At 61.4% G+C, this 12,677-nt stretch carries 9 protein-coding genes; 3 read left to right on the forward strand and 6 right to left on the reverse strand.

The features are described from left to right. Positions 1-42 precede the first annotated feature (42 nt). A complete protein-coding gene (nfsA, locus tag EHN06_RS19280; protein WP_127334098.1) occupies positions 43-780 on the forward strand; it encodes an oxygen-insensitive NADPH nitroreductase in 738 nt (245 codons plus the stop codon). 15 nt (positions 781-795) lie between these two features. Here nfsA and EHN06_RS19285 read toward each other — a convergent pair whose 3' ends face one another. The 3 genes from EHN06_RS19285 to EHN06_RS19295 are packed head-to-tail and all read right to left on the reverse strand — an operon-like array spanning position 796 to position 6,573. After that, positions 796-2,187, reverse strand: coding sequence for an efflux transporter outer membrane subunit (locus EHN06_RS19285; RefSeq protein WP_127334099.1), 1,392 nt, complete (start codon positions 2,185-2,187; stop codon positions 796-798). Beyond that, positions 2,180-5,383 carry an efflux RND transporter permease subunit gene (locus EHN06_RS19290; RefSeq protein WP_127334100.1) on the reverse strand — a complete coding sequence of 1,068 codons (3,204 nt, stop codon included), beginning with the start codon at positions 5,381-5,383 and terminating at the stop codon, positions 2,180-2,182. The genes EHN06_RS19285 and EHN06_RS19290 overlap by 8 nt, the downstream gene beginning before the upstream one ends. Next, positions 5,380-6,573, reverse strand: coding sequence for an efflux RND transporter periplasmic adaptor subunit (locus EHN06_RS19295; RefSeq protein ID WP_127334101.1), 1,194 nt, complete (start codon positions 6,571-6,573; stop codon positions 5,380-5,382). The genes EHN06_RS19290 and EHN06_RS19295 overlap by 4 nt, the downstream gene beginning before the upstream one ends. A gap of 277 nt (positions 6,574-6,850) precedes the next feature. Between EHN06_RS19295 and EHN06_RS19300 the strand changes: the two genes are divergently transcribed. Then, positions 6,851-7,810, forward strand: a complete 960-nt coding sequence (locus EHN06_RS19300) for an AraC family transcriptional regulator (RefSeq protein ID WP_127334102.1) — start codon at positions 6,851-6,853, stop codon at positions 7,808-7,810. A gap of 16 nt (positions 7,811-7,826) precedes the next feature. Here the strand turns inward: EHN06_RS19300 and EHN06_RS19305 are convergent, their stop codons facing one another. Together EHN06_RS19305 and EHN06_RS19310 are read right to left on the reverse strand one after the other, a co-directional pair. Continuing rightward, the gene (locus EHN06_RS19305) at positions 7,827-9,890 is read right to left on the reverse strand and encodes a TRAP transporter large permease subunit (RefSeq protein WP_127334103.1); all 2,064 of its coding nucleotides are present in this window, start codon (positions 9,888-9,890) and stop codon (positions 7,827-7,829) included. 26 nt (positions 9,891-9,916) lie between these two features. Continuing rightward, on the reverse strand, positions 9,917-10,936 hold the full coding sequence (locus tag EHN06_RS19310; RefSeq protein WP_416332569.1) for a hypothetical protein: 1,020 nt from the start codon (positions 10,934-10,936) through the stop codon (positions 9,917-9,919). A gap of 307 nt (positions 10,937-11,243) precedes the next feature. On the opposite strand from EHN06_RS19310, the gene EHN06_RS19315 reads away from it, so the two are divergent. Next, positions 11,244-11,516 (forward strand): HU family DNA-binding protein, encoded by a 273-nt coding sequence (locus EHN06_RS19315; RefSeq protein WP_127334104.1) that lies wholly within the window; start codon positions 11,244-11,246, stop codon positions 11,514-11,516. 42 nt (positions 11,517-11,558) lie between these two features. Here the strand turns inward: EHN06_RS19315 and EHN06_RS19320 are convergent, their stop codons facing one another. Beyond that, a complete protein-coding gene (locus tag EHN06_RS19320; RefSeq protein ID WP_127334105.1) occupies positions 11,559-12,578 on the reverse strand; it encodes a putative solute-binding protein in 1,020 nt (339 codons plus the stop codon). Between the last annotated feature and the right edge of the window lie 99 nt (positions 12,579-12,677).

A 12,677-nucleotide genomic window follows, 5' to 3' on the forward strand; every position in this document is an offset into this window, starting at 1 on the left:
GTGGCAGGATAAACGCTTTCTGATCTCGTGTTAGAGGGCACCATGAATCCGACCATTGAACTTCTCAAGTCACACCGTTCGATCCGTAAATTCCAGGATCGGAAGATTCCCCGCGAGCTGTTCGAGGAGCTGATTCGTGCCGGCCAGAGTGCCGCCACATCCAGCCACGTGCAGGCCTATTCCATCATCCACGTGGTCAATCCGCAGAACCGTGAGGCTCTGGCGGAGCTGAGTGGTGGCCAGCGCTATGTCGCGGAGTGTTCGGATTTTCTGGTGTTCTGCGCGGACATGAAGCGGGCAACGGATGCCGCCGAACGCGCCGGTGCTGAGGTGATTCGTGGCATGACCGAGCAACTGCTGGTGGCCAGCATCGATGCCGCTCTGGTCGCCCAGAACGTTGCCACGGCAGCAGAATCCGAGGGGCTGGGCCTGTGTTACATCGGCGGTATCCGCAACAATCCGGCCGAGGTGAGCGAACTGCTGCGCCTGCCGGATCATGTCTATCCGGTGTTCGGGATGTGCCTGGGCTATCCGGACCAGGACCCGGAGGTGAAGCCCCGCCTGCCACTGGCGTCCATCCTCAAGGAAGACTATTACCAGGACGAGCGGGACGCGGAGCTGGTGGCGGAATTCGACGCCACCATGCGCACCTACTACCACGTCCGCACCGGGGGCAACAAGGACACCAACTGGTCGGAACAGCTCAAACCGCTGTTCACCTCCAAGCTGCGCCCCCACATGCGGGACTTCCTCCGTGGCAAGGGCTTTAAGATGAAGTAGCTGGCCGGGGGCTGCTTAACCGGGCGCCCCCACCAGCGCCCGGTATACGTCCACCATCGCCAGGGTCACCGCTGTGCGGCTGCGCACCGCCGCGTCCCGGGTGGCGGTGAATTCCTGTTCCGCCGTCAGTACTTCAAAGTAGCCGATAAAGCCCTGCTCATAGCGGGTACGGGCCAGTTCCACCGCTTTCTCCGCGTCCGTCATGGCCTGTTGCAGGCGCCCTTCCCTTTCCTGCGCCCGCTGGTAACGCACCAGCCGGGTCTCCGCTTCCTCCAGCGCTTCCAGTACCGCTTGCTGATAGCTGGCCAGCGCCGCGCGGCTGTCGGCACCGGCGGCCTCGATGCGGGCCTTGACCTTGCCATGGTCGAGGAAGGTCCAGTCGATGCCCAGGGCGACACGGCGGGACTCCGCCGGACCGGTGAACAGGTCACCGGTATCCGCGGCAACCGAGCCCAGCAGTCCGCTCAGGGTAAAGCGGGGAAACAGGTCAGCGGTAGCCACACCTATGCGGGCGGTCGCTGCGGCCAGACGACGTTCCGCGGCGGCAATGTCCGGGCGACGGCGCAACACGTCCCCGGGGCTGTCCACGGGAATGGTCGGCAAGGCCTCCGGGAGCCCGGCCGGGGGCGACAGTGTCTCCACCAATGCCATCGGCGGCTGACCGGTCAGCACGGCGATACGGTGCATGGCCGCCCGGATACCCGCCTGCAGGGTCGGCAACTCGGCGCGGGTGCGCTCCAACTGGGCGCGGGCGCGTACCTGATCAAACTCGGTACCCCGGCCTGCCTCTACCCGTGCCTCGACAATATCCAGGGACTGCTGCTGCAGTGCCACACTCTGTTGCGCCACCCGATACTGCTGTTGCAGGCCCCGCAACTCGAAGTAGCTGCTGGCCAGTTGTCCGGCCAGGGCGACCTGTACCGCGCCAAGATCAGCACCGGCGGCTTCCAGTTCCGCCCGTTGCGCTTCGGTGGCGCGGCGCAGGCGTCCGAACAGGTCCAGCTCCCAGTTGGCAGCCAGACCCGCCTGGTAACGTTGCACCCGTTCCGGCCCTGCACCTGGGAGTGATTGCTCAACGTCCGCCAGGTATTGCTCGGCGGCGGAGGCGTTGGCGGTCACGCTGGGCCATTGCTCTCTTTCCGCACCGTACAACAGAGCCGCCGCACGCTCGTAGCGGGCCACGGCTTCCTCCAGGGTGTGGTTGGCGGTCAGGGTCTGGTATATCAGCTGTGCCAGCAAAGGATCATCAAAACCCTGCCAGAAGTGCTGCTGGTCAACACCACCACCGGCTTGTTGCCCTTCGGAGAAGACCTCCGGTTCCGGTGTGGCCGGTGTCTGGTAATCCGGTCCGACGGCGCAACCCGCCAACAGCGCCAGTGCACCGGCTATGGTGATCACTTTAAGCATGGCTACCTCCCGGCACAGCGTCGTCATCCTGATCCTCATCGCAGGTCAGAGTGGATTCATGGTGACTCTTCAGGCGATGGCTGCCGGAGAGCTTGCGCAGGGCAACGTAGAACACCGGCGTCAGGAACAGCCCGAACAGGGTGACCCCGATCATGCCGGCAAACACGGCGGTGCCCAGCGCCTGCCGGACCTCCGCGCCAGCCCCGGTGGCCAGCACCAACGGCACCACAGCGGCAGTAAAGGTGATGGAGGTCATGATGATCGGCCGCAACCGCAGCCGGCAGGCCTCCAGTGCCGCTTCCACAACGCCGCGCCCCTGCAGCTCCAGCTCTCGGGCAAATTCCACGATCAGGATGGCATTCTTGCAGGCCAGGCCAATCAGCACCACCAGTCCCACCTGAACGAAGATGTTGTTGTCGCCACCGCCAAACCACACGCCAATCAACGCCGAGAGCATACACATGGGCACAATCAGGATCACCGCCAACGGCAGCGTCCAGCTCTCGTACAGCGCCGCCAGCACCAGAAATACCAGCAGGATGGAGAGCGGGAACACCACCAGCGCGGCGTTGCCCTGGGTGGCCTGCTGGTAACTCAGGTCCGTCCATTCGAAGTCCATGCCGGCGGGCAGTGTCTCGTCCGCCAGCGCGGTCAGAGCATCCATGGCCTGGGCCGAAGACAGCACCCGAGGGTCCGCCTCCCCGGCGATGTCCGCGGCAGGGTAGCCGTTGTAGCGCAACACCGGGTCCGGCCCGAAACTCTGGCGGATCTCCACCATGGAGCCGATGGGCACCATTTCGCCCTGCTCGTTGCGGGTACGCAGCCGGGCAATGTCCTCAACGCTGTCGCGGTAGGGGGCATCCGCCTGGGCGATCACCTGCCAGGTACGGCCAAAGCGGTTGAAGTCGTTGACGTAGGTGGAGCCCAGATAGGTCTGCAGGGTATCGAACAACTCTGTCAGCGGCACGCCCTGAGCCTTGGCCTTGAGCCGGTCTACTTCCGCATCCAGTTGCGGCACGTTCGCCTGGTAACTGGTAATCGGGAATCCCATACCCGGTGTCTGGCTGATCGCACCCTGGAACTGGTTCACTGCGTTCTGAAGGGCCCCGTAGCCGAGGTTGCCCCGATCTTCGATGAACAGCTGGTAGCCCGAGCCGTTGCCCAACCCCAGAATCGGAGGCGGCATGAAGGAGAAAGCAAAGCCTTCCTTCAGCCCGCTGATTTTCTGGTTGATCTGGGCATTGATCTCCCCGGCACTGAGGCTGCGCTCATCAAATGGCTTGAGGGGGAAGAACACCACCCCGGTGTTGGAGGTATTGGTGAACTGCAACGCGTTCAGACCGGGAAACGCCACGGCGTTGGCCACGCCTTCGGTTTCCATGGCGATATCGGTCACCTGCTGCAGGAGCTGGTCGGTACGCTCCAGGGATGCCCCTTCCGGCAGTTTCACCCCGGCCATCAGGTACAACTTGTCCTGGATCGGGATAAAGCCCGGCGGCACCGCCTTGAACATCAGCCCGGTGCCGGTCAGCAACAGCGCATAGACCACAAACACCGCTCCGCGCCGGCGCAGGGAGCGGGACACGCCGCCCTGGTATTTCTCGGCACTGGCATTGAAGAAGCGATTGAAGGGCCGGAACAGCCAGCCGAACAGGAAATCGATGCCTCTCTGCAGTCGGTCCTTGGGGGCACTGTGAGGTTTGAGTAGCATCGCCGCCATCGCCGGTGACAGGGTCAGCGAGTTAATGGTGGAAATCACCGTGGAAATGGCGATGGTCACCGCGAACTGCCGGTAGAACTGACCAGTGACCCCGGACAGAAAGGCCATGGGGATAAACACCGCACACAGCACCAGACCGATGGCGATGATCGGGCCAGACACTTCCTTCATCGCCTGGTGAGCCGCCGCCAGCGGACTGCGGCCTTCCTCGATATTACGCTCGACGTTTTCCACCACCACAATGGCGTCGTCCACCACGATGCCGATGGCCAATACCAGCCCGAACAGGGTCAGGGTGTTGATGGAGTAACCCAGCAGGTAGAGCGCACCGAAGGTGCCGATCACCGACACCGGTACCGCCAGCAGCGGGATGATGGAGGCACGCCAGGTCTGCAGGAACAGGGTGACCACCAATACCACCAGCAACACCGCTTCCAGCAACGTGGCCACCACCGCCTTGATGGAGTCACTGACGAAGATGGTGGTGTCATACACCGCTTCGTACTCGACACCCGCAGGGAAGCGGGTGGCCAGTTCGTCCATGGTGTCGATCACCTCTTGGCGGATGTTCAGGGCGTTGGCTCCCGGGGCCTGGAACACACCAATAGCCACGGCGTCCTTACCATCGAGCTGGGAGCGCAGAGTGTAATCGCCGGCGCCCATCTCCAGCCGGGCCACGTCTTCCAGCCGCAGGATTTCGCCGTTGTCGCCGCGTTTGAGCACGATGTTGCCGAATTCTTCCACGGTTTCCAGCCGACCACGGGCGTTGATCAGGGTCAGGAAGTCGCTGTCCGGCACCGGTTCGGCACCGATCTGACCAGCGGATACCTGCACGTTCTGCTCACGCATGGCGCGGACCACGTCGCTGGCGGTCAGGCCGCGGGCGGCAATCCGGTCCGGATCCAACCAGGCGCGCATGGCGTAGTCACCGCCGCCAAAGATCTGGGCATCCCCTACCCCCTGGATACGGGCCAGCTGATCCCGTACATGCAGCCGGGCGTAGTTGCGCAGGTACAGGGTGTCGTAGGTGCCGTCCGGCGATGTCAGGTGGACCACCATCAGGAAGGTCGGGGACTGCTTCTGGGTAGTCACGCCCTGGCGGCGCACCTCCTCCGGCAGTCGCGCCTGTGCCTGGCTGACCCGATTCTGCACCCGCACCGTGGCGTCCTCCGCATCCGTGCCGGGGCGGAAGGTGACGGTCATCTGCAGGACGCCATCAGAGCCGGCCACGGACTTGAAGTACATCATGTCCTCAACACCGCTGATGGCTTCCTCCAGCGGCGTTGCCACGGTTTCTGCAATCTCCTTGGGGTTGGCGCCGGGATAGACCGTGCGCACCACCACCGACGGCGGTACCACTTCCGGGTACTCACTGACCGGCAGGTTGGGTATGGAGATCAACCCGATGGCAAGAATGATAATGGACAGCACCGCCGCGAAAATCGGCCGGTCCACAAAGAAGCGGGAAACATTCATTGCGCTGACTCCCCGGCCGCTGCAACTGCGGGACCCTGAATGGCATCAGGTTCACTCATGGCCACCAGGTTTGGATTGACCTCCATGCCAGCGCCAAACACCTTCTGCACACCGTTGATGATCACCCGGTCACCGCTGTTGAGGCCTTCGCGGATCACCAGTAGATCCTCCACCTGACGACCGGTGGTCACCTGCCGGGGCGCAACCCGGTTGTCGTCATCCACCACGTAGACGTATCGGCGGTCCTGATCAGTCAGTACCGCCTTGCGGTTCACCAGCAGCGCCTGGTCCAGCTCGGCCACCGGCATTTCCACCCGGGCAAACTGGCCGGGTTTGATCCGGCCATCCGGATTGCCTAACACGGCACGGTATTGCAGGGTGCCGGTACCCGGGTTCAGCCGGTTATCGACAAAATCCAGCAAGCCCTGGTATTGGTGGCCGTTGTCGCCCAGGGCGATACGCACACTGTGGGGCTGGTCATTGGCCAACAGCTGCTGGCTACTGAACGCGGCCTGCTCATCGGCCTCGAAATAAACGTGCACCGGGTCCACCGACACCACTGTAGTGAGCAGGGTCTGGTCCGCGTTGGCCAGGTTGCCACGGGTTACCAGCGCCCGACCGGTACGGCCACTGACCGGGGCGGTGACCCGGGTGTATTCCAGGTCCAGTTCCGCTGTGTCCAGTGCCGCCCGGGCGGCTTCCACCCGGGCCCGGGCACTCATCAGTGCAGCATTACGCTGGTCGTACTCCTCCCGTGAAATGGCCCGGCTCTCCAACAGTGTCTTGGCGCGGCCGGCTTCACTCCTGGCCAGTTCCAGTTGGCTCCTCGCCAACGACAGGTCGGCGCGGGCCGCCTGCGCCCGGGCCTGATAGGGCCTGGGGTCGATCTGGAACAGCAAGTCACCGGCCTGCACCAATGCGCCTTCCTCAAAAGCCACCTCGTGAATGTAGCCGCTGACCCGCGGTCGCAGGTCCACGGTTTCCGGTGCAGCCACGCGGCCGGTGAAGGACTCCCAGAGGGTAACCGGCTCCACAATGACTTCCGCCACATCCACCTCCGGCGGTGGCGGCATCGCCATCGCTTCGTCGCTTTGTGCCTCGCAGCCGGCCAGCAACACGGTGAGCATCACCAGCGCCGGGCCCAATGCCCGGACTGGTCCGTTGAAGTTTTTTCCGGTCAGACGTTCCATGGTTCCTCGCTCCGTCGTCAGGGACGCCTTGTGAGCGTTCCCGTTAGTCAAGAGATCTGGTCAGATCGCTTGTTAGGTCGGTTGGGGTGGAGGTATTTCGACATGAAAGGGTATATTTCAGTCCCTCTTCCCCGATTGGTCGTCTAACATAAGGAGTCTTGAGTCCGGGAGGATATCGGGTTACTGCGGGAAGCTTGCCTGATTCTGCAGATGAGACCTGAATGCCATACAGTTCAGGTTGCAAAGGATTATACTGCCGCGAAAGGGAGACGCGACGATGACTGCTACCATTCCAGAGGTTGCCACCAACCTCATGCCGAACCTTCAGCAACAGTTGGCCCTGGTCGCCAGCCGATGGACAAAGCAGCAGGGCATACAGAGTTCCGCCATTGACGGCGTGGAGCTGATTCGTTGCGATCAACCATCCAGTTGTGGCTCGTCCGTCTACGAGCCGTCCCTGTGTTTCGTGATTCAGGGCACCAAGAACATTCTGCTGGGCGACCGGGAAATCACTTATGATCCGCTCACTTATCTGGCCAGCTCCGTTCACCTGCCGGTGCTGGGCAGAATTCTCGACGCAAGCCCGGAACGCCCTTACCTGGCGGTGAAACTGACCGTGGATCCACAGGAGGTGGCTGATCTGGTACTGGAACTGGGCGACAAGGCACCGTCGCTGGACCCACATGGCCCTTGCCCGGCAGTGGAGTGTGGCCTATGCATCACTTACATGGATGAACTGATGCAGGGCGCACTATACCGGCTACTGAGCCTGCTGGATTCTCCCGGGGACATTCCCATACTCGCGCCACTGGCACGCCGGGAAATCATCTACCGAGCACTGATCGGCGAAATGGGCTCACGCATGCGCAAGTTCGCGGCCGTCGATTCTCAATCACACCGGATTTCCACAGTCATCTCGGCGCTGAAGGATCACTATTCGGAGCCATTGCGTATTCGCGAACTGGCGGAAGCCGCCAACATGAGCGAATCAACCCTGTACCACAGCTTCAAACAAGTGACCCGCATGTCACCCCTGCAATTCCAGAAGAAACTGCGCCTTCACGAAGCCCGGCGACTAATGCTTGCCGAAGGCCTGGAAGCCGCCACCGCCAGCTATCGGGTGGGCTACGAGAGCCCTTCCCACTTCAGCCGGGAGTACAGCCGTCTGTTCGGCGCACCACCGAAGGCAGACGTTACCTCCCTGCGCGGCGAGAGCAGTGCGCCCGAGCCCGTGTGAATAACCGGGCCGCGACTCACGCGTAAAACAACAGCGGCACAAAGGCCACCAGCACCAGGGATATTCCCATGGCAATCAGCGGCATGATGATGCGTTCATGTCGCTGATAGAAGGTGCCACCTTCCTGCTGTGCCGCCAACACTTCCGCTTCGCCAACGACCTGCCGGGTCAACAGGTGGTTCAGCGCGACCGGCGGGCTCAGGTAGCCCAGTTCGAAGGCCACCAGGGTCACCATCCAGAAGTGGATGGGGTGTATCCCGCTGCTGTAGGCGATGGTGGACACCGTGGCGGTGACCAGGATAACGGCGCCGAAAGCGTCCATGATCATGCCTAGGACCACCAGGATGACGACCATCAGCAGCATCGCGGACCAGGCGCTGTCGAAGGCCTGGGGGAAGGCTTCCATGATCTGGGAACGTTCGATCACTCCGCCGATGCTCACCGACAGGCCCAGCAATAACAGCAAGGCACCGATCTCGGAGGTGGTGTCGTTGGTGGCCGAACGAAGGCTGCTCTCCAGGCCCTGGTGGGATTGCCCCTCACTGGCGCGACCGGCTGTCTTCTTCAGGGTCACATGCTCAAACAGCAGTATCGCCAGCATGATCACCGGCAGCAGTCGCGGCGCCGAGAATTCGTCCATTCGTACGTCCAGGGCAAAGCGGTACAGCAACACCACACCGGCAATCACCAGGGCATAGGGAATCAACGGTCGCAGAGCCTGCAGCATGGCCGGGAAGGCTTCCGAGGACGGTGCCAGGTTGAAGCTGCTCTGGCGATTAACCGTCATCGCCACAGTCATGAACATCATGGCGGTTAGCACAAACACCCAGATGCCCCAACCAAACAGTTCGTCAGTGGTGACTTCCCGGTTGAGGTAGGCGATCACCACCACCAGCAGGCAGGGGCGCAGCACCACCCCCAATGATCCGGACATGGCAGTGGCGGCCAGGGCCAGATGCCGGCGGGCACCGGCGGCACGCAGCTCGCTGTATATCACCGCCCCCGCGGCAATAACAAAAATGCCGGAAGCACCAGTGTAGGCAGTGGGCACCGCCGCCACCAGAACAGCAACCACGGCCAGCATCTCCGGCGGCATCCGCCAAGGGCGGAATACGTTGAAGACCAGAGTCGCCAGCCAGGTCTGCTTGAGCATCATCCCCACCCAGACGTAGAGCCCGACATTGAGGAACATGTCCGCAAGCTCCATCATCTTGCCGAGATAGATACCGATGCCGGAGGCGTGCCCGATCAGCACGAAATAGGTGCCGGAAATCAGGCACATCACCGTATACAGCGGCACCGCAAGGAACGCTTTGTTGAAGCGGCCACCGTCGCGCAGATCATCGGGCATGCGGAACAATCGATACAGGCTGGCCAGGGTGAGGCAGGCAAAACCGATAATCCAAAGGTTATGGAGAAGCAGAGCCTCCGCCGACATGGTGGTATCACTGCCCATGCTTGATTGCCGGAAGATCACACTGGAGCCCAGCAACATTGCATTGGCGATAGTCTGCAGAGCGTGGGATACGGTGTAATCAAGCCGGGTTTCCATCGCCCGCATGGCGATATGGTGGCGGCTGAGGGTCGCGGTCACCGCACACAGCATCACCAGAACCACCAGGATATATCGCTGGGACTCCAACCCGAACGCGATCAGATCGGCTACGAACAACTCGACCGCCCGGTAGGCTTTTACGCCGGGGGTCAACTTGTCCTTCAGGCTCTCATAACTGGCGAAGCTGGCCTGGCAGTCTGCCACCGACCGCTCGATGGCAAGGCGGACATCCGCCGGGTCTTTCTCCTGTTCCCCGAGCAGCGCCGCCATGGGATTGTCCGAGCCACCCGATTCGGAAAGCTCCTGCTGGATCGCGGCCTCAATGTCCCGGTTGGGATCGCAGGTCGGCTGAACCGGGTCGACGCGGAGCTTGTAGTAGCCACCCCACATCTGCTCCCCTGCCCGCAGCATCTGGTTGTGAATGTCGCTGCTGGTGGAAAACAGCACCACCGCCAGCAACAGTAAACAAGCCGGCAGAGAGGAAAACCACTCCAGCCTGGTACGACGAAAACCCACTTGTGACATAACAGCGCGACCTGAAGCCATGGGCGTTACAACAAACCATCCAGATCCATGGTTTCAACGTCCTCTTCTTCGTCCCAGAAGGTACCCAACTGTCCCAGGGGAGTTCGATGGCCTTGATTCTCAACCCACATGCGATCGGAAATGGCCACGATCATCTGTGTCGCCATGGCATCGACAAAAGCCCAGTCCTCGTTCGGGGGTGTTTCCTCAATGGATTCGGCGTGACGGCGGATCACATCACGCAGGCGCTCATTGTCACCCTTGTTCATCGCTGCAATCGCGTGAAACACATGGCTGATGCGGACACCCACCTGTTCACCCTGCCGATCGGAGATTTCCAGCCGTTCAAAGGCGTTCTCGCCCTCAGGCATGGCACCCGGAATCATTGCCCAGATGGTCGCCCGCAGTGCCATCGGCGCTCCCCACCACTTTTCGTTATCCAGGCAGCTGGTTGCCCTGCCAACCACGGAGCCCACATTCTTGGGCACACCAATGGAGGACGTGGACTGAATTTCGGCGTTCAGAGCCTGAAGCCCTGACAACAGGCCCGCCATGTAGATGAATTCGTCCATGTCGTCATCGAAGTCCGGGCACTCGCCATTACCGGGCTCGCCATAGAAAGCATTATGATGCTGCCAGCTGCGGAAATAACGTTTCGCCGCCAGGGCGTGGGCACGTTTCTGGCGAATCATCGCATCTTCAGCGGCATCACCGTCCATGGCACCCAAAGCGGCCAGCCCAGTCAGTTCATGTTCACGGGCCTGCTCATCGGCGCAGCCCGCGGCTGACAGATATAGCATCACGGCAATCTGGTCCGGCTCACTGGTTACCCGACCGAACGACATCAACAACGGAGCGGTCGCCTCACTCATGGCACAGCCCATGGCCAAGTCATCGGTGCTCAGCAGGTAAGGCACCGTATGGTTGCGCGAGAACCCCTGAAGGACATCACCGGTGGTCTTGTAGATCATGTGGTTCACGACGCCGCACCCGCTCAAGGCAACGCTGGCAACCACCGCTGCAGTCACACCACGCAGTTTTGCCATTGCTGGCAACCACTGCCCTGTCGCTTTCTGGAAACGTTTCATAACTTCCGCACCTTCTTTTATTGTTTTCAGAGCCAATCGGGCCGCCTGGACCACCGCCTGCGAATCGTTACAATTTGTAACCGGGCTCGCATTATGGCGGACAACCCCCTGTTTTTATGAGAACCGCACCGCAAATGGGAACGGCAAAACCTGTTCCTTCATCCTCACGGGTTTGCACATTGGCGCCGAACCCACTATAGATTTGTTCAGCCTGCGGCTGGCTTGCCGCCGGTGTGACACCAAAAACGACAATAAGGAGTACCCGATGCGCAAACCCGAACTGGCAGCCGCCATTGCCGACAAAACCGGCCTGACCCGCGAGAAAGCCAGCGAAGTCATTACCGCCTTCACTGACCAGATCTCAGCGGCAGCCTCCAGAGGCGAAGACACCACGCTGATCGGATTCGGCACGTTCAGTATCCGCACTCGCGACGCCCGCGACGGGCGTAACCCCCAGACCGGAGCCACCATCAAGATTCCTGCCAGCAAGACCGTCGGGTTCAAAGCCGGCAAGTCACTGAAAGAGGCGGTGAGCTAAGCTGACCAGGCCCGCTGGTGCGGGCCTTCCCTCCTAATCCTCTCAGGAAGCACACTCAGACCGGGAACCGTCCACCCGGCAACGAATCGCCTTCATCAGCTTGATGGCGCGTTCGTCGTAAACGCCATCTTCAAGCAGGGATAACCGCACCTTGCGTAACATCTTGTCGTATTCCGCCACATCTTCCTGCGGGGGATGCATCCACACGTCTTCCGGAATGTCGGCTTCGGCCTGGTCAATGATCTGGTAGGCCTCGTCGATGCGCTTGATGGCCTGGTCGCGAACCATCTGGCCGGCATCATCCGGAAAACGGTCACGGTGGATGATGACCTGGAAATTCATGTAAGCCAGGGCGTACTTGAACACGCCGCCATTGGGCTGAACGCCCTTGTACAGTTCCAGCGGGGAGTAGGCCACCGCCGGCGCATAGGCCAGGTCAACACTGCCGTTATTGAACTTGCCGGCAAAGTTGGCGGAGTTGGAGCCCACGACCGAAGCACCGACGTGACGCACCATGCGCACCGACGCCGTATCGAAATCCAGAGTCGCGATGCGCTTGCCCTGGAGCTCTTCTACCGAGTCGATGGAACGATCGCGGGTGTGGAGGTACACGGCGCCGCCCGGGAATACACCAGCCACTTCGTAGGGACCATCAATCAGGAACGGGCGGGCCTTGGCCTGGCTCAGGGTGTTATAAAGCAGGCGCATTTCCTCTTCACCGGGGACCGCACCCATGGCTTCCAGAGTGCCGGTGAACTTGTTGAACTCGCGGGCTCGGGTACCGGTCAGTAGGACGGCATCGCACTGCCCGGCCTTGAAGTCCTCGGCCGCCACTTTCTCGTCAGTGTAGGCCCGCAGGTCAAGCTTGATGCCTTCCTTCATGGCCACTGGCTGAAAGGTTTTGGTGATGGCGAACAGCGGGCCATTGGCACCAACCGGGTCAAAGACACAAAAGCTTCGTTCGAGGATGGATTCTTCGGCCTGGCTGACAGGCGCCAGCAACAGACTGGCACACAGGGCAGCCGCTGCGGCCACCCGTTGCGGGAGGTTAGCTGATTTCACGGGGATAACTCCTGAATTATTATTGTCAGACGTCCCGGGCACATCCTTGGTACCCGTACATCGTGAGATCCTGACCTGAGATTAGGCCGGGCGTCACAA

The sequence above is a fragment of the Marinobacter sp. NP-4(2019) genome (genome assembly GCF_003994855.1).
In the GTDB taxonomy this organism is placed as follows: Bacteria; Pseudomonadota; Gammaproteobacteria; order Pseudomonadales; family Oleiphilaceae; genus Marinobacter.

Bases quoted from the DNA above. Each gene is read 5' to 3' on its own strand.
- EHN06_RS19295 (WP_127334101.1), bottom strand. From the start codon at position 6,573: ATGGAACGTCTGACCGGAAAAAACTTCAACGGACCAGTCCGGGCATTG.
- EHN06_RS19315 (WP_127334104.1), top strand. From the start codon at position 11,244: ATGCGCAAACCCGAACTGGCAGCCGCCATTGCCGACAAAACCGGCCTG.
- EHN06_RS19285 (WP_127334099.1), bottom strand. From the start codon at position 2,187: ATGCTTAAAGTGATCACCATAGCCGGTGCACTGGCGCTGTTGGCGGGT.
- EHN06_RS19300 (WP_127334102.1), top strand. From the start codon at position 6,851: ATGACTGCTACCATTCCAGAGGTTGCCACCAACCTCATGCCGAACCTT.
- EHN06_RS19310 (WP_416332569.1), bottom strand. From the start codon at position 10,936: ATGGCAAAACTGCGTGGTGTGACTGCAGCGGTGGTTGCCAGCGTTGCC.
- EHN06_RS19290 (WP_127334100.1), bottom strand. From the start codon at position 5,383: ATGAATGTTTCCCGCTTCTTTGTGGACCGGCCGATTTTCGCGGCGGTG.
- nfsA (WP_127334098.1), top strand. From the start codon at position 43: ATGAATCCGACCATTGAACTTCTCAAGTCACACCGTTCGATCCGTAAA.
- EHN06_RS19305 (WP_127334103.1), bottom strand. From the start codon at position 9,890: ATGTCACAAGTGGGTTTTCGTCGTACCAGGCTGGAGTGGTTTTCCTCT.